The 23,891-nt window shown below is 40.6% G+C and carries 17 protein-coding genes, 1 tRNA gene and 1 pseudogene; 7 read left to right on the top strand and 12 right to left on the bottom strand.

Translation table 11 applies throughout. From position 1 onward, the window contains the following. Positions 1-99: 99 nt before the first annotated feature. The 3 genes from istB to lysC form a co-directional block, all read right to left on the bottom strand. A complete protein-coding gene (gene istB / locus J6836_RS15310; RefSeq protein ID WP_166697141.1) occupies positions 100-876 on the bottom strand; it encodes an IS21-like element helper ATPase IstB in 777 nt (258 codons plus the stop codon). Beyond that, on the bottom strand, positions 873-1,895 hold the full coding sequence (gene istA / locus J6836_RS15315) for an IS21 family transposase (protein WP_219244838.1): 1,023 nt from the start codon (positions 1,893-1,895) through the stop codon (positions 873-875). Before istA ends, istB begins: the two co-directional genes overlap by 4 nt. 432 nt (positions 1,896-2,327) lie before the next feature. Next, a complete protein-coding gene (gene lysC / locus J6836_RS23360; protein ID WP_442959479.1) occupies positions 2,328-2,573 on the bottom strand; it encodes an Rz1-like lysis system protein LysC in 246 nt (81 codons plus the stop codon). Between the two features lie 1,060 nt (positions 2,574-3,633). Between lysC and J6836_RS15320 the strand changes: the two genes are divergently transcribed. Further along, positions 3,634-3,960: a hypothetical protein gene (locus J6836_RS15320; RefSeq protein ID WP_219244839.1), complete on the top strand. Its 327-nt coding sequence runs from the start codon at positions 3,634-3,636 to the stop codon at positions 3,958-3,960. A gap of 735 nt (positions 3,961-4,695) precedes the next feature. On the opposite strand, the gene J6836_RS15325 is transcribed toward J6836_RS15320, so the two are convergent. The 6 genes and pseudogenes from J6836_RS15325 to J6836_RS15350 all read right to left on the bottom strand — a co-directional run bounded on the left by J6836_RS15325 (position 4,696) and on the right by J6836_RS15350 (position 12,301). After that, positions 4,696-5,280 carry an antirestriction protein ArdA gene (locus tag J6836_RS15325; RefSeq protein ID WP_219244840.1) on the bottom strand — a complete coding sequence of 195 codons (585 nt, stop codon included), beginning with the start codon at positions 5,278-5,280 and terminating at the stop codon, positions 4,696-4,698. Positions 5,281-5,642: 362 nt separating this feature from the next. Further along, positions 5,643-6,839, bottom strand: a pseudogene (locus J6836_RS15330) (tyrosine-type recombinase/integrase). Positions 6,840-7,382: 543 nt separating this feature from the next. Then, a complete protein-coding gene (locus J6836_RS15335) occupies positions 7,383-9,104 on the bottom strand; it encodes an ATP-binding protein (RefSeq protein ID WP_219244841.1) in 1,722 nt (573 codons plus the stop codon). A gap of 4 nt (positions 9,105-9,108) precedes the next feature. Beyond that, on the bottom strand, positions 9,109-10,266 hold the full coding sequence (locus J6836_RS15340; protein WP_219244842.1) for a DNA cytosine methyltransferase: 1,158 nt from the start codon (positions 10,264-10,266) through the stop codon (positions 9,109-9,111). A gap of 385 nt (positions 10,267-10,651) precedes the next feature. Continuing rightward, positions 10,652-11,899 (bottom strand): tyrosine-type recombinase/integrase, encoded by a 1,248-nt coding sequence (locus J6836_RS15345; protein ID WP_219244843.1) that lies wholly within the window; start codon positions 11,897-11,899, stop codon positions 10,652-10,654. Between the two features lie 317 nt (positions 11,900-12,216). Then, positions 12,217-12,301 (bottom strand) — tRNA-Leu (locus J6836_RS15350). Between the two features lie 417 nt (positions 12,302-12,718). Here J6836_RS15350 and ampH point away from each other — a divergent pair. Together ampH and J6836_RS15360 are read left to right on the top strand one after the other, a co-directional pair. Next, a complete protein-coding gene (gene ampH / locus J6836_RS15355) occupies positions 12,719-13,942 on the top strand; it encodes a D-alanyl-D-alanine-carboxypeptidase/endopeptidase AmpH (RefSeq protein ID WP_219244844.1) in 1,224 nt (407 codons plus the stop codon). 363 nt (positions 13,943-14,305) lie between these two features. Then, a complete protein-coding gene (locus J6836_RS15360; protein WP_219244845.1) occupies positions 14,306-14,809 on the top strand; it encodes a hypothetical protein in 504 nt (167 codons plus the stop codon). Positions 14,810-14,862: 53 nt separating this feature from the next. Here the strand turns inward: J6836_RS15360 and lptG are convergent, their stop codons facing one another. Then, positions 14,863-15,939 (bottom strand): LPS export ABC transporter permease LptG, encoded by a 1,077-nt coding sequence (gene lptG / locus J6836_RS15365; protein WP_219244846.1) that lies wholly within the window; start codon positions 15,937-15,939, stop codon positions 14,863-14,865. Further along, entirely contained in the window at positions 15,939-17,036 is a 1,098-nt protein-coding gene (gene lptF / locus J6836_RS15370; protein ID WP_219244847.1) for an LPS export ABC transporter permease LptF, read from the bottom strand. The genes lptG and lptF overlap by 1 nt, the downstream gene beginning before the upstream one ends. 339 nt (positions 17,037-17,375) lie before the next feature. Between lptF and pepA the strand changes: the two genes are divergently transcribed. The 4 genes from pepA (at position 17,376) to J6836_RS15390 (ending at position 23,387) form a co-directional block, all read left to right on the top strand. Beyond that, entirely contained in the window at positions 17,376-18,887 is a 1,512-nt protein-coding gene (gene pepA, locus J6836_RS15375; RefSeq protein WP_219244848.1) for a leucyl aminopeptidase, read from the top strand. 479 nt (positions 18,888-19,366) lie between these two features. Further along, complete coding sequence (locus tag J6836_RS15380) at positions 19,367-19,816, top strand: DNA polymerase III subunit chi (RefSeq protein WP_219244849.1); 450 nt, start codon at positions 19,367-19,369, stop codon at positions 19,814-19,816. 35 nt (positions 19,817-19,851) lie between these two features. Continuing rightward, positions 19,852-22,722: a valine--tRNA ligase gene (locus J6836_RS15385; protein WP_219249529.1), complete on the top strand. Its 2,871-nt coding sequence runs from the start codon at positions 19,852-19,854 to the stop codon at positions 22,720-22,722. A 170-nt stretch (positions 22,723-22,892) separates the two neighbouring features. Next, positions 22,893-23,387, top strand: coding sequence for a GNAT family N-acetyltransferase (locus J6836_RS15390; RefSeq protein ID WP_219244850.1), 495 nt, complete (start codon positions 22,893-22,895; stop codon positions 23,385-23,387). Between the two features lie 67 nt (positions 23,388-23,454). Here J6836_RS15390 and rraB read toward each other — a convergent pair whose 3' ends face one another. Then, positions 23,455-23,868, bottom strand: coding sequence for a ribonuclease E inhibitor RraB (gene rraB, locus J6836_RS15395; protein ID WP_219244851.1), 414 nt, complete (start codon positions 23,866-23,868; stop codon positions 23,455-23,457). Positions 23,869-23,891 lie beyond the last annotated feature (23 nt).

Genomic DNA, 23,891 nt, shown 5'->3' on the forward strand with positions numbered 1-23,891 from the left:
TAATAAATATAGATGTGCATATAGTTAACCCATGTCAATGGCAGTTTAATTTTGACCCCTTTAAGGATCCAGTTGGCAATTTAAAATTGACCCCATTGACTACACTTCAGATACTATTGGTGCAATGCCTATTTTACGCTTATCTTTTAAACGGTAGCTTTCACCACTAATTTGAATAACATGGCAATGATGTAGTAACCTATCTAACATCGCTGCTGTCAATGTCGTATCATTGGCAAATGCGCCTGCCCATTGACTGAAGGGCAAGTTGCTGGTTAATAACGTACTCCCTTTCTCGTACCGCTTTGCAATTACGTTGAAAAAGAGATTAGCCTCCTCTCGACCAAAAGGTAAATAACCAATCTCATCAATAATGAGGAGCTTGGGGCTCATAACGACCCGTTGTAGGTAAGCTTTTAATTTACCTTGATTATGGGCCGTTCCCAATTGCAACATTAAATCTGCAGCGGTAATAAATCGCGTTTTTACATTGGACATGATCGCTTTATAACCCAGCGCGATAGCTAAATGTGTTTTTCCAACACCACTCGGGCCCAGCATAACAACGTTCTCATGACGTTCAATAAAACTGAGACCTGATAATTCAATCAGTTGGGCTTTAGGCACACCGCTAGCAAAGTTAAAGTCATATTCCTCAAGTGTTTTGATATTGGGTAACCCTGCAAACTTCAATAATGCTGCCTTAGTACGCTGCATCTTAGCATTGAGTTCCTCGGTAAGAAGTTTTTCAATAAAGTCAGCATACGACCCTTCTTGTGCTAGGTGTTTTTCAGCAATCCTAGGCCAACTTTCCGGTAATGCGTAGAGCCCGAGTTGTCGACAAGCATCAGTAATCCGCTCAGATTGTAAATTCACAATGCCCCCTGTAAAAGTTGATCATAGACGCTAAGTGGATGCTGTAGACTTTCAAATGGCATCGGCATTGTATTTATCCTCTGATAGCCATAAACATTGCCAAACTTTATCGGCAATGGCAGTAAGCCATTCTGCTCTGTGATTAATCGTTGGTTCGGTACTTCACCAGTTGTACCGTGGACTCTTGCATTGGCAACTTGAGTCAACCAGTAACCGATATAACCATTTGCAGTTTGGACATCGAGTTGTAACTCTGACATCCTTAATGTTGCTTGTAATGGCACAACAAAGCTTGATTTTAGGTAACGGTTAAAACGTTCAACTTTCCCCTTTGTTTTAGCGCGATAAGGACGACAAACGGTTAGGTTAAAACCATAATCCTGAGCAAGAGATAAAAGTTTAGGGTTCCAACGATGCTCTCCTATTCGGTAAGCATCACGCTCAAGGATGATCGCCTTTGCGTTATCAAAAAGGACTTCATGAGGAACACCACCAAAAAACTCGAAACTACGTACCAATCCATCAATCCACGCATCAGTTCGTTCATTGTCATAAAAATGAACATAACTGGCGCGAGAATAACCAAGCGTTGCAACAAAGGCCTTTAATGCCTGTTTACCTCGCCGAATAATGGTAAAATCAACTTGCAATTGCTTTCCTGGCTCTGTTTCAAATCGCACAAGTGGCTCAGGCAATGCTTTAGGTTTTAAAGCTGCAAGATATCCACTCAATATTCGACGTTTTCCTTGATACCCCAAAGCAAGGAGTTCTTCATAAAGAACGGATGCAGGTATCCAATCAGGATGAGCCGCATCAATCCGAGACTGAATATAATCTTTAAATGGATCCAATTTACTTGGTCGATGAGCTTTACGCTGATAAACAGGTTTTGTATCAGTACGTTGCAAATACTTTTTAATAGTATTGCGCGCTAGACCTGTTTCACGAGCAATCCTTTTGATCGATTTGCCCTGTTGTTTGAGAACTTTTATCGTCACAACCCTCTCCTGAGTTAACATTGAAAAGCGGCCTCACAAGTAAAACCGCTATATTACGTCAGGGGTCAAGATTCAATTGCCAATATGGGGTCATTTTTACACTGCCAGTAACACCCATATTCCACTAGGAGGTGGTATGGGCCATTTTTTTGCCCTTTTCCCTTCAATTTTCCGTATTGCTTTCTTGTCAAGATTGTCTTTAACTAGTTGAAAAATTTTCTACTGCCCAAGATTGAGAACCCATGCACATGTATAATCAACCAATTAAAGTCTTACTCATAACCATCCCTATCCTTGTATACATCCTACTTGCTGTTTTTAAAGACAAAAGAGAGCCAAATACAATGACAATTTTTGTAAAATTCTCTATCTACTTATTAAGCGTTCTTGTTTTAATCAATTTAGTTTTTTTTGCAAGAGCGCATGCGGGTTGGTATTAACAAGCCATTCACCTCAATATAATTTTAAATTATTTCTAACCGCTTCAATCTCTCGAATGGCCTTTTTGTCTAAATTACATTGCTCGATAACTGTTAGTAGTGACTCATTTATCAATAAAGAGTCACCCCAAGGAAATGCCTCAGGGATGTACTCAGGCAAACAATCATTGAGTAAATGGTCTGGAATGGGCACTGACGGCGTTTGAACGTATTCTATCCGCGTGGTTGTACAGCTCGACAGTAGCATCACGAGGAGCATCAATAGCAGGGCACCTATCACCCACAATAACGATTTTGATAATAGTTTTAACCGTTTCAGAAGCCGCTGCTGCCGCGTCGCGTTCTCTAAAGTTATTTAGTGAGATTTCATTGAATGTTACCGATAGTTCTAAACCGTGGACAATATGAATTGACTTGTAGCCGCTTCATTTTCTAATCGCTCAATATCTTTTTTTACTAAAACATTGTTGTCATAAAGCGTTACAGCCACTAGAGTATTTTTCGTGCATATCAATATCCCCCTTGCGGAGTGTTCCGATATTTAGTTAATAGAAAACCGCCAGTAAATTACTTGCCGTAATTAAATACGTTGGATTTTATTTGATAGGGCTATATACGAAAAAGGTCACGCAATGCGCAGCCCTTGGAATATCTTTTGGGGTATTTTGTTGTTGTAATAGTATTGGCAGGTTTAGTTCAGTCAGGCATGTTCCATGCTACCGGAACTTTATAGTAAGGTATTTGGTTGTTCGGGATGAGCTAACCTGTCAGCAACAGGGCAGCAATAACTACACGACATCGCTTTTGGGAAAAAGTACGTTCTAGCAAAATCAATAACAGAAGATATATTCTCAAAATTCCCCAAAAATAGCCTACTCACACCTTTGGGTAAGTGTTTACAACCATCAGCGTGTATTCGATTAAAGCCAATCTTATCAACCAATGTATCAACATAGTAGTCCATATTCTCTCTCTTTTTGCTCCATGAAATCAAGATATCATATAGAACACAGTTGATGATTACTTAATCTGAACTCACATTATAAGTAAAACTGTTAACACTAAGCTTTATCGCTCCCCACAATGAAAAGGTAACTCCCAGCTTTACAGGGGGATTTCAAGAGCCGCAGGCCTATCACTTGAAGTTAGCTTTTCATTATGAGAAATACACTAAAGCAATACTAAGCAACCCATAGATAAACTATCATCATAAAATCTTCAAATATATCTCATGATATCTCCATTTTTTCCTAGTGGTTATTTAGTAATCTAATAAGGCAAGCTAGCATCTATTCATTAGAAATATAAGGAGTCAGATTATGAAAGTGTTATTCCCTCTACTTCTATTAGTCCCTATCATTGCGATTGCACAATCAGGACCATGGAAAAACTCAAATAATCCTCGCTGGCAAGATACGCCTAGTGAACGCCCATTTAATCAAAACAGAGCTAATATGCAAAACATCAATCAAGGATCAGCAGCAAGAGGACCTAGATTATTAGACTGCTCTAATACTACCAATGTAGCCTTGTGTGAGAAACACAATGAAGCACTAAAAGTATGCGGTACAGAGAGAGGGCCAGTTCACGCAAAATGCATGCAAGATGAAATGTACGGCCAGGTAAATCAACAAACAACCAATTAATTATCTGATAGATAATTATATTTAGTACATTACAGCTGTTATATGGGTTGAATATTTTCCACCTATTTATCTTAAGTTAAATTAGTGATATAACAACTAACGTTGTAACAATGTTTCCAGCATTGCCAACCTAATAATTGGTTAACTTTTTCAGTTCATTTTTGCCACTTCGTGCAGGGGTGGCTTTTTTTTTTACTTACTGAGCGTAGGAGATGCACAGTAATTATTCCACAGTTTGTCAATTTGCGATCTATCAAAAAACTCCCCAACACCATCTATCGTTGGTATTGATATATTAATTTCCCCATCAAGCTTTATATATACTTTGACCACAAAACGCTTGGTAATTATACCGTCAGTTTCCCTTGGTAATCACACAAATACACTTTACCTTTTGATGTGACTCGATATTGTTTTTTTGCACAACCACTAACCCTAACTGCTTTATTAATTTTCGAGTTCGGTAATCACTGATGGCATAGCCATGAATAAGCGCTTAAGTTCATCTTGGTTTGCGCTTGTCACCCTAGGAAGATAAGTATTCATTTAATAGTTTGAATTAAATAAAAAAAGAATACCATAATAGCCATCTCTACGTATATCCGTAAAGATGGCTTGAAGTAGAGTTTAGTTTGATTAACGTTCTAGCTTATGGATGTCATTGGGGGACCACAGCATTCTTTATTTCCCGCCTTAAGGGATGAAAGCGGTTTGACTCTCATTTTGTTGTCCTATCTACCCACTCGTATGATAAACATATCCTCCACTGTGAAAAATTCCTCCTTGTTCAAGACAAACATCACGTCCATAGCGTTCATAGTCAAAGTAATGGGATAAATGACCCAGTTGTGCTAAATCATAACAACCACTTTCTTCTATCCAGTAATAACCTAAATCATATTCATTATTGACTCCAGCTAATTGCTGGAAAGAATCTAAATTATCCGCTAAATAAATTAAATCATGGATTGAACTCGCTGAAGAACCGATTTCAATTGCCGCCTGATAAAGGTCAATTTCATCAGGCGATAATATGGCTAATTGCGTGGCTAATTCGTTCAACTCACCTAAAAGGCTGTATTCTGAAATGTACGACGAAAGGCCATAAATTGAGAATTCATAGTCCGTCAAGAAATACTCTTCATACTGAATACCATCAATGCCAATCCGCATTAAACAGTGTTCGATCTCTTTTGAGGTTGCTGGAAGCTCAAGCCACTCACCAACCAGTTCACCTTCGTTATATTTTCCTAAGTTCGTAATAAAAACAGAAATTACCCCTGATTTTAGGCATGGGGAAGCCGTCGCTGTTATACGCATATTCGTGTCCTATTATTGATGTATTGTGATTTAATTAATGGCGATATTTTGATAAAGGGATCTATTTCCCTTTAGAAGATGATATTGATATAAAGTCCTCATCAGCTGAAAACAGACAATCAGCTTTAAAAATGATTAATGACGTTTTAGAGCAGGATAATGAGTTGCCTTACAGTCCCGATAACATGTTATGCTTTCTATCATGATTTCATTTTGCGCGGATTAAAACGAAAAAAGCCCCTGTCCAATAAACTAGGGTCAGTTCAATCAGGACAGAGGCTCTTGCTTTTGGTGGAATATGGGTTACAAACTAAAATGCATTATAATAAAACTGTGATCATGATTACGTTTTTAGGCATAAGCTATTTCGAAATCACTTTATTTTGGCTTTCCAAAGAATCAATATAATCCGCATACCACTGCATCATTTCACGTCTTCCTTCTAAATATTGCGCATGGTTATAGGTTCCTCGAATAGAGTTTTTATCAACGTGTGCCAATTGAGTTTCAATCCATGCGCTATTAAATCCTTTTTCATGCAAGATCGTACTCATCGTGTGGCGAAATCCATGCCCTGTCGCCTTACCATTATACCCAATTCGTTTTAATACCATGTTAATACTGGCTTCACTCATTGGTTTATTAACATCATTTCTACCAGCAAAGACAAATTGGTAATTTCCTGTGATTTGTTTAAGTTGATGTAGAGCATCTAAAGATTGACTGGCGAGAGGAACAAGATGTGAACGTCGCATTTTCATTCTGTTTTTAGGTATTTCCCATATACGGTTGTTAAAATCAATTTCTGTCCATTCAGCCATACGTAATTCAACTGTTCTTAGTCCAGTCAGCATAAGCAACCGAGTAGCTAAGAGAGTTATAGAGCTGCCAGTGTAATTTGATAATTTTTGTAAAAAATCAGGTAATTCAGTTGCTATTAAGAAAGGATAATGTTGTTTTTCATATCCTTGTAAGGCACTTGCAAGATCTGGTGCTGGATTGTATTCCGCTCGACCAGTCACTATGGCATATCAAAATACTTCACCACAGCGCTGCCTTACTTTGTTGGCAAGTTCTGAAGCACCCCGTTTTTCGATTCGTTGGAGGACAGATAAAAGTTCTAGTGGTTTGATTTCATTTATTGGTCTAGAACCTATATATGGAAAAACATTATTTTTGAATGCACGATTAACATAGTCAGCATAATTTTTAGACCAATTAGAAACTTTTGCGTTATACCACTCTGTGGCAATAGCTTCAAAAGTATTGGTTATCGATAACTTTTTAGCCAGCTGTTCAGCCTTTTTAATTTCTCCAGGATCTTTATTACTGGCTAAAGCTTTTCTAGCTTCATCTCGTTTAGATCTGGCATCAGCTAATGAAACATCAGGATATGTTCCAAATGATAGTTTTTTCTCTTTACCAGCAAATCGGTATTTCATTCTCCAGTATTTTGAACCATTAATATTGATTTGTAGGTATAATCCGCCTCCATCAGCCATTTTATAGGCTTTTTCTCTAGGCTTGGCTGTGTCTACTTGACGTGCATTAAGTGGCATTGGGGGCCTCATTTTATATTGAACAGAATGAGCCCCTATTTAAGCCCCCAATCCTAAGTTGATTTAGGTTCAACTGGGTAGAAGTCGGTTGACTTTAGAATGCTTAAATAAAGGGGTTTTATTGATTATAAAGGATTTTTGTTGAGTTGGGTAGAGTTCGGGAGAGTTAGATATGGTGTCCCTGCGGGGAATGTTACAAAGGAACATCTAACCAAACTTCCTATCTTTTAGATATTTTTATCTTAAAGATACCTATCAAATCGGTAACTATTCGATGGACAATAATGAATTAATAAAAAAACTTCTACCAACATTGAGTAATACTGATGGACCATTTAATTAAACGTTCAGCAAAAAATGGTAGAGTATCGGAAAAAGGACCATTGTTTAAAATTAATCCAAGAGATCTAGGCTTAATATTCCCTGAACCAGTGAAATATAGTTTATTATAGCTTTTAAATTATCCAAAACATTAAATACACTCAATTCTAAGATATATCCCACAATATTGTGGGATACTCAGTCATTTAGTTTTATAACAAATCATTTAATATCATAATCGTTTATTAGCTTCCAGCACCCTTCAAGAAAAGGTTTTAAATCATCCCAATATCTATTAACAAGGGTTTTTTCTGTATTAAAGTCAACAGAGTGGACCAAAGACTGTATATTATTAATTGATAGAAGGCTATCTTCATTAGTACGCCCATATCTCTCAATTAATAATTTAACTGCTTCTGTTATATATTTCCTTTCATTTAATACACTAGCGATATATGCAGAATTTTTTGCTAAACTATTTTGTGGTTTTGAATTTATACATTTCATGACTTCTTTTGTAGTTGTCTCTAAAAAAACTCTCAACATAACAACACATGTTATTGGCTCATCTTTAGATTTTAATTGGCACAGTTCGTAGAATATATGATATTCTTTATTTCTTTTTTCTGGAATAATAATATCAGTAACGCCCCAATCGACTAAAATATCTCGATTTCTTGGCAAATCTACATTAGGCCTAGCTTTAATCTTATCTTTCTTACTTGAAATATTTTTTGAGGGTATCTTTTCTTCTGATTTTTCTACTTTCTCATTTTTAGTGCTTTTATTATCTATTTTATTGTCAGCTTCTTCTACATTCTGAAAATTATTTTTGCTTTTAGATAAGTAACGCTGCTTAATAGCAGATCTATATTGATCTGCTATTGGCTGCAATTGTTCTCTTACTTCAAGAAATAATGCACTGTCAGTTCGTAATGCTGATTTAGCAGTATTCCATGGGAGTAACCCTGCATTTTTTGATATAAATTTAACCCAACAGACATAACCATTATATTCAGAATGCCACTTAGTTGCCCAACCGTGAACTTTTTCGGTGCTAGCAGCTACAATGACTCGGTCATTACAAGAAAAATAAATACCAAATGAATCCGTCAACTTTTTATTATTAGCTATGCTATGCCCTTCTTCACCGGGGAAAATATACTCACTATGAATACCACTTTCTATGATTACATCAACACCCTGTATATAAAGACATTTTTTTGTAGGAAGAAACTTTCCATCCAATTTTAAACTTGGAGATACACCCTCTATATTTTTTCTAACTTTATTTTTTACATGATGTAAAACTATTTTCAATCCTTTTTTTATATAAATAGAATATCTATTAGAAAATTCTTTAATTGCATTATCAAACCACTTTGAATTATGGAAATCATTTTTAATTTCACTTTTTATATTTGACACATTAAATAAAGATTTTTTTCTTAATTTTGTGGGTACCACATCAGCATATACTGGGGAGTCTTTACCGCCACCAATTGCTTTATTATTAAAGTGAGATTTAAATCCTTCTATACCATTATCGACATAAAATGAAAACTCAGTTCCCATTTTTAACATAGAGCGTTTTAGGCCTATCCCATATAAGCCAATTCCATATTCATGTTCAGAGGGCTTGTTAGTATATAACGTTCTAGTAGAAAGTGTATCTCTATCAATACCGGAACAATTATCCAACACACGAAGAGAGTCTTCATCTATCCTAATACATATATAAAATCCTGAATAAGATGATGGTAAATTATCATCTCCCCTTGAACATTTTTGTTCAATTAATAAATCTCTTGCTGCATCAATTGAATTATCAACTAGATCAAAAATTGCTTCTAATGTTGTAATATCCTTCGTTAAAGCTTCTTCTAGAAATGTTGAGCTAACACCAGTATCAATTGATAAACGGTCTATAATTATATTATTCATTCAATTATCCTGCCTTGATAGAATCATTACCTGCTTGCTTTATACTATCTCGAATAACTTCCATTATGTGTTTAGCCATTATAGGAGATACACTATTTCCTATCATTCGAAAACTATGCCATTTAGTATAATGAAATACAAACCAATCAGGAAATCCCTGAAGACGCGCAGCCTCTCTTACAGTGATAACTCTGCCTTCTTCAGGATGAAGTGGTCGGACAGCTTGATGACTTCCTTTATCACTACCAGTTCCAGCCCTCAAGGTGGGACACAAACCATCCCAAGATAAGCATTTAGATTTACTGATTGGATCAACTGCTCCGGGTAAAATAGATAAATATCGCTCTTTTACTTTAGGTGAATGCTCTGTATTAAAAAAGCCACTTATATTTCCATCAAGCAACTGTGCTATTGACTCACTCCAGCCCATTCCTTTCGGAGGTAATTGCCGCATTTCTTTTGCATATGCAGAGAGAGTATTACTGTTATAGTTTCTATATTTCTGCCACCCAAAGTTGCTTTTATCATTATTTTTTGATTGTACTAATGGAGAAGGCAGATCACTTATCGCATCTCTTACATTATTTTTCCGGTAAATTTTATTTTTGAATTGATTTAAATCAAAACTATTATTAAATTCATCAGGGATAAAACCAATTACAATAACTCGTTTTCGTTTTGTTGCAGCACCAAAATTTGAAGCATCAATGATAATTGGCTCAAATATTTTATATTTTTTATCTAATACTTTAAGAGCTGATTTTAGTTCGTATATATTTTTTTCATCCATCAATCCCTCAACATTTTCCATAACAAAAAAATTAGGGTTTATTATATTTACAGTTCTAAAAAAGTGGCGCAACAATGAACGGCGAGGATCACTTACATCAGAATGTCCCATTCTGCTATAACCTTGGCAGGGAGGACCACCTATAACACCATCAATCTTCCGTGATTGAATAATCGAGGACCAACTATCTTCATTCATTAATGATAAATCACCATTAATCACATTTGTGTTAGGAAAATTCAAAGCATAAGCTGACTGCAAAGTTGAATCAATATCAATTGCAGCAATGATGTCAAAACCAGCTTGCTTCGCGCCGAGCCCAAATCCCCCACATCCGCAAAACAGATCTATAACTAAAGGTGCCTTACTCATAATTTTCCTATTAAAACATAACAATCAGGCAAAAGGTAAAACTATTCATGATAGTACACTATACTACAGCTATCTTTTTCAAGATAACTACTAGTGAAAATAGTAACCTACCTTCGCCCATGAAGACTTACTATTATTAATTATAATTCTCAGAATAAAAAATCACTCTATCTATCTGAATAGATTAAAATTTTAATGTAAATTTCAGACTATCCAGAAACAGTTCTAACTTTCTATTTTAACTATTATACTATAATAATAGCTCTTTCAAATTGAATAGAAACATCTTTTATACCTACATATGAGCGTATCCAACATCTGATTTTTATATTGCTCGTAACGTTTCGATTCTTTTTCTTCATATTAATATATCCGTATACTCAATTTACTTTCCAAACCCAAACGCTCCCACATGCCCTTCCCTATTCGCATCCAGATAATCTGCCCACCATTGCACCATCAAGCGTCTTTCCTCAATATGCTCTGCTTTATGAATATAAGCAGCTCTAACTGAGTTACGTTCTTGGTGGCTCATCTGCCTTTCTACTGCATCCTTCGACCATAGCCCTGACTCAATCAACGAGCTACACGCCATCGTTCTGAAGCCATGTCCACAGACTTCCGTCTTAGTGTCATAACCCATCACACGTAATGCATTGTTTACCGTGTTTTCACTCATTGGTTTCCTTGAGTTATGATCGCCGATAAAGATCAGTTCGTGGTTGCCGCTGAATTGATAGATCTGTTTTAAGATCTCAATAGCTTGTCGGCTTAAAGGCACTAAATGAGTAGTACGCATTTTTGATCCGCGATGTGAGTGTTTAACCCCTTCTATCTCTTCGCGTTCAGCAGGGATCGTCCACATGGCATTATCAAAATCGATTTCATCCCAACGAGCAAAGCGCAATTCACTGGAACGAATGAAGACTAACAAGGTAAGTTTGACTGCAAGTTTAGTTAAAGGTCTTCCCTTATAATCATCAATGCGTTGTAAGAACTCAGGTAGGCGTTTAAGCTCTAATGCCGCTCTATGAACTCGTTTGCCTGTCGCAACTGCGCCAGCCATATCTTGTGCTGGGTTATAGTCGATTAAACCGCTTTGTACGGCATAACGCATTATGGCTGTAACACGTTGTTGTAAACGCGCAGCAACCTCAAGACGTCCAGACATCTCTACGGCCTTAATGGGTTCGAGGAGATCGCGAGTTTTCAGTTCGGCAATATTACGTTTGCCAATAGCCGCAAAGATATTGTCCTCAAGGCTTTTGAGTACTCGATGGCTATGTCCTTCAGACCATTTCTTATTCGTCGCGTGCCAATCGCGAGCAATCTTCTCGAAAGTGTTAAATTCCTTTTGCTGCTCTTCCTTTAATTCTTTCTTGAGTTCGCGTGGGTCGATACCTAAAGCAACTTGCTTTCTAGCTGCGTCCCTTCTTTCTCTTGCATCTGCTAAAGAAATTTCAGGGTATACACCAAAAGCCATCAAATGTTGTTTACCGCCAAAGCGGAAACGGAAGCGCCAATATTTAGAGCCATTGGGGTGAATATAAAGAAACAAGCCATCACTATCTGTCAGTGTATAAGCTTTCTCGTCAGGTTTAGCTGCACGAATTTTTGTATCGGTTAATGCCATATTCTTTATCCTCTACACCCCAGAGTGAGTATATAAACGAGATATCTCAGATTACAGTCGATGATTTCGAGTGACATAACCAACTATGTACCTACGCCACAGGCTGCACCTTCATTGCTTTAGCATCGGTAATTAGAGATATAATGAGTATACATACATTATCGAAGCGGTGTATATACTCAGATGTATACTCACTCGGAGGTTGATGTGGGTTGAGTTAGGTTGACATGCATTGACTGAAAATACCGAGGAAACCGTGCAAACACTGGATTTCAGATACAAAAAAAGACGTCTGTTGACGTCCATTGATGTTCTTATGGTGCCGAAGGCCGGACTCGAACCGGCACACCCGAAGGCGGTTGATTTTGAATCAACTGCGTCTACCAATTCCGCCACTCCGGCACTGAAGTGATGTGTTTCTTGGAAAACGCTGCCATTATACTTGCCTTGTGTCCACTGGCAACACTTATTCGCGCTGGAGGTGATTGTTCGATTAAAAATAAAGCATATTGAACAATAATATTGGGCTCGGGTAGGAAAGCTTCTTTTGTTTATATATTGATTAATGAGTATGTTAGTTTTTTGCTAATTATTTTTATCGTATCTATGCTTGGGTGGCTAGCGATAGACTATTATTTTTGTTAGTTTAACCGCAATCTAATGCAATGTTGAAAGGCTTTATCATGGGTTTTGTTGGATGGATAGCGACAGGGGTCGTTATTGGCATCTTAATTGGTGCAATAATGCGAATTTTCGCTAAGAAAAAATAAGATTGGCTGAAAAGCCACTTGCAAACAATCATATCGGCTGGCTCCAAACATGAAGAAATCATTTCTAAAAATTCTGTCTGTATCCGCGTTGTCCCTTGCTTTAATGGCATGTTCAACCAAGACAGAAAAAACACCTAAGTTTTTACAAGGTAATGATGTTGAATCCTCAGATTGGCAGGTTTTTGAGGGAGATAGAAGGACTTACGAGCGCGTCGCTAAGATTGTCGATTTATATGCAAATCGTATTTTTAATGAAAGTAATGCACGAGGTATGGCGATTATCGTGATCGATAATAACCAAACGTTATCCCGTTATTATGGGGAAACCGCACCGGGTAATGGAAAAAAACCTGGCCCTAATTCATTAATTCGTATCGCATCAGTGACCAAATTAATGACAAGCGAAATATTAATTAAGCTTGAGCAAGACAAAAAACTACTGATTACTGATCCATTACAACAGTATGCTTATCAAGGTGTTACCGTACCTGATAACGCCAGTGGGCAACCAATCCGTTTGTATCATCTTGCTAGCCACACCAGTGGTTTACCCCGTGAACAACCCGGTGGAAAATGGGGTCGACCTGTGTTTATTTGGCCGACACAAGATAACCGCTGGACATGGCTAAAAACAGGCAAGTTGGATGCGACTCCAGGAACTGAAGCCTCCTATTCAAATCTTGCTTACGATTTACTGGCGGATGCGATGGTAAAAGCGACAGGGCAGCCATATCCGCAATTATTTAGCCACTATGTGACCTCACCTGCGAAGATGACGGATACCACTTACACACCAAGTAATGCACAGTGTGCCCGTTTAATGGAAGGCACGAAACCAAGCCCTTGCCATAATACCCTTGCTGCCGCTGGTAGTGGCGGTGTGTATTCAACGCCAGCGGATATGCAAAAATGGATGCAACAATTTTTATCAACTGATACTAACTTGCGTAAAGCGACTGCTGCACGGGAACAAGGTATTTATTTCCCTCGCGAAAAACTGTTAGAGGTGAAAGGAATGGATGTCGCTGGCCATGCTGACGGGTTAGGCCTTGGTTGGGTTTATATGAAACCGAAAAATGGCATTCCCGGCATTTACCAAAAAACCGGTGGTGGTGGTGGGTTTAATACCTATATGGCGATGATCCCACAGCAGAACATCGGCGTTTTTGTAGTGATGACACGCAAAGATGGCAGCAAATTTAGTAAGTTAACGGTTGGAGTTAATGATTTAGTCGCATCGCTCTCATCTAACCATGCGTATGGGAAACATTGAAAGGGTACCGCCGACGCTTTACAGGCAATGGCGAGCTATGCCCCTACTCTGAAACGCGGGTTTACCCGTGTGCTTACGTTAATTGCAACAACAGCCTGACCCGTTCAGGCTGTTCAAACTGCAGGCAAACCGATTAGGTTTGGCTGCAGGTTGGATAGGTTTTGAAAATAGACGAGGAAAATCAATTCATGATTTTCGGCTGATAACACGAAGCAGGAAAAACCAAGCTTTTATCCTGCTTTGTCAACAACCTCAACAGCCTGACTCGTTCAGGCTGTTTTTCCTTTCAGCGCTTTGTGTAATACCTCGTCCAATCTAAACGATATTCTTAAAACCTCTTCGACCATAAAGACAGGATTTAAGATGAAAATCGCTTCTTTTTTATTACCCCACGTACTTCGCCCCAGCACCACTAAGCAAGGAAAAGTCTCTGAATTAGTTCAGCAGCTAAGAAAGATCTACAATCACCAAAGAGCTTTCCCTGCCCCTAAAAAGCCCGACAATATCGAGATAGACCTAAGCCAGCTAGATTATAACCCGTTAAAAACAAATAAAATTAAGTTGGAAAACACAAAGGAATATAAGCAACTGGTTAGTGATGCGCGCCAGCAAGTCTGGAATGAATTTGCAAAAAAGGAGCGGGAAAATGCCTACACTATTCAGCAATCCTATACTGCCAATGGCGGCATGTTTTCTTATGCGCAGCAGTTAGCCAATAAAAGCGGCTCGAACATTATTGGCGTTAAAGGGGAATATATTGGCTCATCAGATGGAGATAAGCAGCAATACCTCTTATTTCGGCCACAAACTAAATTACTCGAAATCGTCAGCAATTTGGGTAATTATTTTTTAAGTAAATGGCAATAAAAAAAGGGCTGTGAAACCTGAAGGATCACAGCCCTATATCAACAATAAAATGATTATTTTCGTTTGACTAACAAGACAATACTGACAATTAAGAACAGTAAACTCGGTAATATCGCAGCAATAATCGGTGGAACTGAATAGACAAGGCTCCAGTTACCAAACCCTTGGTTTAGCACGTAAAATAAGAAACCACCGACAATCCCCGATACCACTCGCACCCCCATGGGTACTGTACGTAATGGCCCGAAAATAAAGGAAACAGCCATTAACATCATAACCGCTGCGGATAGCGGAGCTAAGATTTTTTTCCATAAACTCAGCTCATACACCGCCGCCACTTGGCCGCTCTCTTTTAAGTATGAGACGTATTGATACAGCCCACGAATTGATAGCGAATCCGCATTCAGAGAGACAATCCCCAGTTTTTCGGGGGTCAAGTTGGTTTTCCAATCAACAGTAAGCCGTTGTGAACCTGTAATTTTTTTCTCGCTGCTTAAAATCGACTCGTCCACTTGTGATAATACCCACTGCTGATTCGCTGTATCGTATTCACCACTTGAAGCAAACATTACTGATTTTAATTTTTGTTGTTCATCAAAGCGATATATAGAAACGTCTTGGATAGATGTTGAGTTATTGATACGCTGAATGTGAATGAAATCACGGCCATCTTTTGCCCACATCCCTTCGTCAGTCACCACTAATGAATTACCAACAATTTTTTCTGCACGGTAGTTTCGAGCCCACTGTTCACCCGCAGGCGCAACCCACTCACCGATAAACATCGCGACTATCACCAGAGGGATAGCTGTTTTCATCACGGACAGAGCGATTTGCAAACGCGTAAAACCAGAGGCTTGCATCACCACCAGTTCACTGCGCGAAGCCAGTGCACCAAGCCCCATTAAGGCACCTAATAAGGCCGCCATCGGAAAGAAAATATCGATATCTTTTGGCACGGTTAGTAAGGTGAAAACGCCTGCACTGAGCGCGGTGTAATCACCATCACCCACTTTGCGAAGCTGCTCGACAAATTTAATGATCCCAGACAGCGAAACCAATAAAAATAGCGTCACCAAAATGGAATTTAGGATGGTTCGCCCGATATATCTATCTAAAACTCCAAACATCAAGCAGCCCCTTTACTCAGTTTAAGACGCATACGGCGCATTGGGACAGTGTTCCACGCGTTGAGGATCACCGCCAAGACCAAGTAACCTAAGTTCACCGCCCACATGGTATAACGCGGGTCAAGATCGCCTTTATCAGCACTATTACGCAACGTACTTTGCAGTAAGAAGAAAATGAGATACAGCAACATTGCAGGTAACATACTGAGCACACGCCCTTGACGCGGGTTCACTTCACTTAATGGCACTACCATCAAGGCCATGACCACCACAGAGAACACAATCGTTAAACGCCAGTGGAACTCTGCATTCACCTCTGGGGTATTTTCATCCCACAGTTGTAGCATGTTTTTTTGCTCAACACGGTCACTACGCGTTTCACCCGATTGATGATCCACAATCGCTTGGTAATTCACAAAATCTGTAATGCGGAAATCACGCAATAATGCGGTTCCTTCGTAGCGTGTTCCTTCATTAAGAACAACCACTTGACGACCATCTGGGTCTTCTTTCATGTAGCCACTATCTGCGACGACAACAGAAGGACGTTGTTCATTCGCTGCGCGCAATTGGGCAAGGAAAACATTTTTGAAATTGCTGCCCTTAACATCACCAATATACAGCACATAGTTGCCATCCTTGGTGGTTTTAAACTGCCCTTCCACCATCGCCGCAAGGCCTGGATTTGCTTTCGCATCTGCCAGCACTTGTTCTTGATATTGCGATGACCACGGCAGCATCCATGTAATATTGGCAATCGCGACCATCGCTGTGATTGCGGCAAGGACTAACGCGGCTTTGACTAACACACTTTTGCCCAAACCACAGGCATGCATCACCGTAATTTCGCTTTCAGTGTAAAGTTTACTGTATGTCATCAATAGCCCAAGGAATAGGCTTAAAGGCAAGATAAGCTGCGCCATTTCAGGCACACCTAACCCCAACAAAGGAAGTACTAAGTTTGAGGGAATATTGCCCTGAACAGCTGCGCCCAGAATGTCTATCGACTTCTGGCTAAAAAAGATTAGCATCAATACAAAAAGTATGGCTAACTGACTTTTCAGGGTTTCCCGTACCAAATATCTAATAATGATCACGCTTATTACGCCTGTGAAAACTTGTCTTTTGGGAAGAAAATGGCTAAGTTCGTTAAATGTCTGCCATTTACTAACATATACTCTGGTTTATTGTATGGCTAGAATGATATAAAAGCATTCTCTATACTGATTGAAATATCAGAACATGCTTAATATTCGTGAAACCAGATATACTTGCCATACTTCACGTTGTTTCGCGATAAACAGCATACAACGTGAGTTATTTCGCGTATAGATGGTTAGTTTAACATAAAGAGTTTATTCTCTATGAGGTAGATCATGCGAAACGCTAATTTTAGCGGGAGCATCGGCCTTTGTCTTTAAGATTCAGGAGAACGCATGGAGTTTAGTGTAAAAAGTGGTAGCCCGGAGAAACAACGCAGCGCATGTATCGTTGTCGGTGTCTTTGAACCACGCCGTCTGTCCCCAATTGCTGAACAGTTGGACAAAATCAGTGACGGTTATATCAGCGCCCTGCTGCGCCGTGGCGAACTTGAAGGTAAAGTAGGTCAATCCCTGCTACTCCATCATGTGCCTAACGTTCTGTCTGAACGCATTCTACTTATTGGTTGCGGTAAAGAACGCGAATTAGACGAGCGTCAATTTAAACAAATTATTCAGAAAACAATCAGTACTCTGAATGAAACAGGCTCAATGGAAGCAGTGTGCTTCCTAACTGAATTACATGTAAAAGGCCGCAATAACTACTGGAAAGTCCGTCAAGCCGTCGAAACAGCAAAAGAATCGCTGTATGTGTTTGATCAACTGAAAAGTAATAAAACAGAACATCGCCGTCCACTGCGTAAATTGGTGTTTAATGTACCAACACGCCGTGAACTGACCAGCGGTGAGCGTGCAATCTCTCACGGTCTGGCTATCGCCTCGGGTGTTAAAGCCGCTAAAGACTTGAGCAATATGCCGCCAAACATCTGTAATGCGGGTTATTTAGCGTCTCAAGCGCGCCAATTAGCAGACCTTTCAGATAGCAAACTGACCACTCGTGTGATTGGTGAAGAGCAAATGAAAGAGCTGGGTATGAATGCCTATCTGGCGGTGGGTCAAGGTTCACAAAACGAATCGCTGATGTCCATCATGGAATATAAAGGCAACCCAGACCCAGACAGCAAGCCAATCGTTCTGCTAGGTAAAGGGCTAACCTTTGACTCAGGTGGTATTTCCATCAAACCTGCCGATGGCATGGATGAAATGAAATACGATATGTGCGGCGCTGCGTCTGTTTACGGTGTGATGCGCTTTATCACTGAGTTACAATTACCTATCAACGTGATTGGGGTTCTAGCTGGCTGTGAAAACATGCCGGGTGGCCGTGCTTATCGCCCTGGTGATATTCTTACGACCATGTCAGGCCAAACTGTTGAAGTATTAAATACTGACGCAGAAGGCCGTTTAGTGCTGTGTGATGCGCTGACCTACGTTGAGCGTTTCGACCCTGAATTAGTTATCGATATCGCAACCTTAACGGGTGCATGTGTGATTGCATTAGGTAGCCACTACACAGGCTTGATGTCGAACCACAATCCGCTAGCCCATGAGCTGTTAAATGCATCTGAGCAAGCGGGTGACCGTGCATGGCGCTTACCGTTAGCGGATGAGTATTTTGACCAAATCACGCCGAACTTTGCGGATTTAGCCAATACCGGTGGTCGTCCTGCTGGGGCTATCACTGCAGGCTGCTTCCTGTCTCGTTTTGCGACCAAATACAACTGGGCGCACCTTGATATCGCAGGAACAGCATGGCGTTCAGGTGCAGCAAAAGGGGCAACAGGTCGCCCTGTTTCTATGTTAGCGCAGTTCTTACTGAACCGTGCTGGCTTAAATGGTGACGAATAATCCCATTTAGTGACTTAGCAGTACCTCGTTAGTAAAAATATCCCGATGAGCAATAGCGATTCGGGATATTGTTTTTTGGGTTTTCGCTACATGTATAAAGCCATTTTGAGGCAGCTATAAAAAAGTATATAATTCAGCGTAGATATAATCTTGCGCTGACCGCTGAATAAAGCGTTGCCAACACCCCTACAAATTTATGTATGGCATTTTTAGCTATACCCTAAATAATTGAATTTGTAGGTAGGCGGCAAGTGCTTGAGGCCTTAGGAGCATACAAAAGTATGTGACTAAGGTGAAAGCGCGAAGCCAACACCCCTACAAATTTATGTATGGCATTTTTAGCTATACCCTAAATAATTGAATTTGTAGGTAGGCGGCAAGTGCTTGAGGCCTTAGGAGTATACAAAAGTATGTAACTAAGGTGAAAGCGCGAAACCAACACCCCTACAAATTTAAGTATGACGGGTATAATGGGTATTATGAAAAAAGGTACATTCTATCAACTTGAACACCCTTCACCATCATCTGAACTTGAAGCCCACGAATGGTTAGCTTGTGAGCTTGCGGCGCAAATGTGGCGTCATGGAAAGCGGGTTTTGATTGCTTGTGAAACACAGCAGCAAGCCGAGAAAATGGATGAAGCCTTGTGGCAACGTGACCCTCATCAGTTTGTGCCTCATAATTTGGCGGGTGAAGGCCCTCGTTATGGTGCACCTATTGAAATTTGTTGGCCTGCAAAACGAGGCAATACGCCGCGTGATATTTTGATTAATTTGCAATCGCAGTTCGCAGATTTTGCAACTGCTTTCCATGAAGTGATAGACTTTGTACCTATTGATGAAACTTTAAAACAGTTGGCGCGTGAACGGTATAAAACATACCGAAGCGTCGGCTTCAATTTGACTATGGCGACGCCGCCAACTTACTGAATATAAAGACGATGGAAAAGAAACCTGATAGCCCAATGAACGAGCCTTCGCTCGATAAAACCTATAACCCCGCAGAGATTGAGCAGAACCTGTATGCTCATTGGGAGAAAAGCGGTTATTTTAAACCTAATGGGGATACCACCCAAGACAGTTTCTGTGTCGTCATTCCACCACCGAACGTCACTGGTAGCCTACACATGGGGCACGCTTTCCAGCAAACTATCATGGACACCATGATCCGTTACCAACGTATGCAAGGTAAAAATACCTTATGGCAAACGGGTACTGACCATGCGGGTATCGCAACCCAGATGGTAGTTGAGCGTAAAATCGCCGCGGAAGAAGGCAAAACCCGTTACGATTACGGCCGTGAGCCTTTCATCGATAAAATTTGGCAGTGGAAAGCAGAATCAGGCGGCACTATTTCCCAACAAATGCGCCGGTTAGGTGACTCTGTTGATTGGGATCGTGAACGTTTCACGATGGACGAAGGCTTGTCCAAAGCGGTTAAAGAAGCTTTCGTACGCATGTACAAAGAAAACCTGATTTACCGTGGCAAACGCCTCGTTAACTGGGATCCAAAACTGCATACCGCAATTTCTGACCTTGAAGTTGAAAACCGCGAAATCAAAGGTTCCATGTGGCACCTGCGCTACCCACTGGCTGATGGCGCAAAAACGGCTGAAGGCAAAGATTATTTAGTGGTTGCAACCACTCGCCCTGAAACCATGTTAGGGGATACAGGTGTTGCGGTTAACCCAGAAGATCCACGTTATAAAGATTTGATTGGTAAAGAAATCATTCTGCCAATAATCAATCGCCGTATTCCTATCGTCGGTGACGAACACGCGGATATGGAAAAAGGCACAGGTTGTGTAAAAATCACGCCTGCTCATGACTTTAACGACTATGAAGTGGGTAAACGCCATCAGTTAACTATGATTAACATGATGGACTTAGACGGTAACGTCCGTAACGAAGCGGAAGTTTTCGATACTAACGGCCACCCTTCTACCGCATATAGCTGTGAAATTCCTGAAAATTATCGTGGAATGGAGCGCTTTGCTGCGCGTAAAGCCATCATCGCTGAATTCGATTCACTGGGTTTATTGGTTGAAGTCAAACCTCACGATTTAACCGTACCTTACGGTGACCGTGGTGGCGTAGTTATCGAACCAATGCTGACCGACCAATGGTACGTGCGTACTGCACCTTTGGCGAAAGACGCTATCAAAGCGGTTGAAGATGGCCGTATCCAGTTCGTTCCACGCCAATATGAAAATATGTATTTCTCTTGGATGCGCGACATTCAAGACTGGTGTATTTCTCGCCAATTGTGGTGGGGTCACCGCATTCCTGCGTGGTATGACGAAAAAGGCAATGTCTACGTCGGTCGTGATGAAGACGAAGTTCGCCGTGAAAACAATTTAGCCGCAGATGTTGCACTGCGCCAAGACGACGACGTACTGGACACTTGGTTCTCGTCCGGTCTTTGGACATTCTCAACACTTGGTTGGCCAGAAAATACCGATGCACTGAAAACTTTCCATCCAACGGATGTATTGGTCAGTGGATTCGATATTATTTTCTTCTGGATTGCCCGTATGATCATGATGACCATGCATTTCATCAAAGATGAAAACGGCGAGCCGCAAGTGCCATTTAAAACTGTCTACATGACAGGTCTTATTCGTGATGAAGAAGGCCAAAAAATGTCGAAATCCAAGGGGAACGTAATTGACCCACTGGATATGATTGACGGGATTTCACTGGAAGACCTGCTGGAAAAACGTACGGGTAACATGATGCAGCCACAACTGGCTGAAAAAATTGCTAAACGTACTCGCAAAGAATACCCAGAAGGTATTGAAGCTCACGGTACTGACGCCCTGCGTTTCACCTTAGCAGCACTGGCTTCAACTGGTCGTGACATCAACTGGGATATGAAGCGTTTATCTGGCTACCGCAACTTCTGTAATAAGCTCTGGAACGCAAGCCGTTTCGTGCTGATGAATACAGAAAACCAAGATTGCGGCCAAAACGGGGGCGAAATGAGTTTCTCATTAGCCGATCGCTGGATCATGGCTGAGTTTAACCAAACGGTTAAAGCCTACCGTGAAGCGCTAGATACCTATCGTTATGATATCGCAGCGAATATTCTTTACGATTTCACATGGAATGAATTCTGTGACTGGTACTTAGAGCTGTCTAAACCTGCGGTTCATAAAGGTAATGAAGCTCAAGTTCGTGCGGCACGTTTCACACTGATTGAAGTGCTTGAAGGCTTGCTGCGCCTTGCGCACCCTATCATTCCGTTTATCACTGAAACTATCTGGCAGCGCGTGAAAGTGGTTAAAGGCATTGAAGCCGATACCATCATGCTACAAGCGTTCCCGGAATTTGATGCAGCGAAAGTGGATGAGCTGGCACTCAATGACCTTGAGTGGATCAAAGAAGCGATCATTGCAGTGCGTAATATTCGTGCTGAAATGAATATCTCGCCAGGTAAACCGCTTGATGTGATGCTGCGTGGCGCCTCTGCGGATGCACAGCGTCGCGTTGAAGAGAACCAAAACTTTATCAAATCCATGGCTCGCCTTGCAACAATCCGTGTTTTAGCGGATGGCGAAGAAGCGCCAGTGTCTGTGACCAAACTGGTTAACGGTGCTGAGCTGCTGATCCCAATGGCAGGCTTAGTCGATAAAGACGCAGAATTAGCGCGTTTAGATAAAGAACTAGAAAAAGTGACGAAAGAAATCGACACCATCGAAAGCAAGTTGGCCAATGACGGTTTCGTCAGCCGTGCCCCTGCTGCGGTTGTTGAAAAAGAGCGTGAGCGTCTCACTGCAAATATTGAAGCGAAAACGAAAATTGAAGCACAGAAAGTGACTATCGCCTCTTTATAATAATTGATTAATCAATCAATTTGGCAGCCCTTATTCGTTCGCGGATAAGGGCTTTTTCTTGCCTGTTAATTCGCGTATTATCAAATAACTGCGTTCGCAGTTCTCAGATTGAAGTGCCCTTCAGGTTCTCTCTACACTGAGTTGTACACAATAATAATCAAGAGTTTCACATGACAACACAAAACTACAACGTTCGTCTTATCGAACAAAAAGACAATGCAGGGATCGCAGCGGTGATCCGCGAAGTTTCTGCAGAACATGGCTTAACAGCAGACAAAGGCTTCGCAGTAGCTGACCCTATTTTAGACACCTTATTTGAAGTTTATAGCCAGCCACGCAGCGCGTATTGGGTGGTAGAAATGGATGGGGAAATTGTTGGGGGCGGCGGCGTGTCACAGCTGGCAGGCGGTGATGACAAGACAGCTGAGCTACAAAAAATGTACTTGTCTTCTGTCTTACGTGGCAAAGACTTAGCGAAGCAAATCGTCCTGATGTCATTAGAGTTTGCAAAAGCGCAAGGCTATACCCGTTGCTATTTAGAAACCACAAAAGAGCTACAAGCAGCCATTAAGCTGTATGAAAAATTAGGCTTTGAATTTATTGATGAAGCCCTTGGCAGCACTGGCCATAGTGACTGCGAAATTCGCATGTTGAAGGCATTGTAGTTCTGCCATAACAAAAAAGGATAGTGTTTAGCTATCCTTTTAAGTATTTGAATGATGTGACTAATAATTAATGAACGCGATCTTCCGGTTCGATATCGTCACCGTCTTCATCATCATCTTCTGCATCTGGATCTTCAAAATAAGTGCCCCAACCATCGTAGTTGACGCCCATTTTTTCAGCCAGTTTCATTAATTGGTCAACTTGTGCATCAATTAACTCTGCATTTAATGCGCTTTCGCTGATCACATCACAGCACATTAGCGTTTCACCCGTTTCGATTTCGAGCTCTTCCGCATCCGTTACTTCATAACCCAATTTGAACGCTTCAACTGCGGCTTTTTCTAATAACGCAAAGTTATCCGCAGAAAAGTGATGCTCAATGGCATACAGTGCATCTGGATCGCTGCCATCTTCCAGTAATTCTTCGATAATTAGACGAGTTTCTTCGTACTGCGCGTCGAGTTCCGCTTTATCAACCATATCCACACCCCTTATTCCATTAT

The organism is Providencia sp. R33 (assembly GCF_019343475.1).
GTDB lineage: Bacteria > Pseudomonadota > Gammaproteobacteria > Enterobacterales > Enterobacteriaceae > Providencia.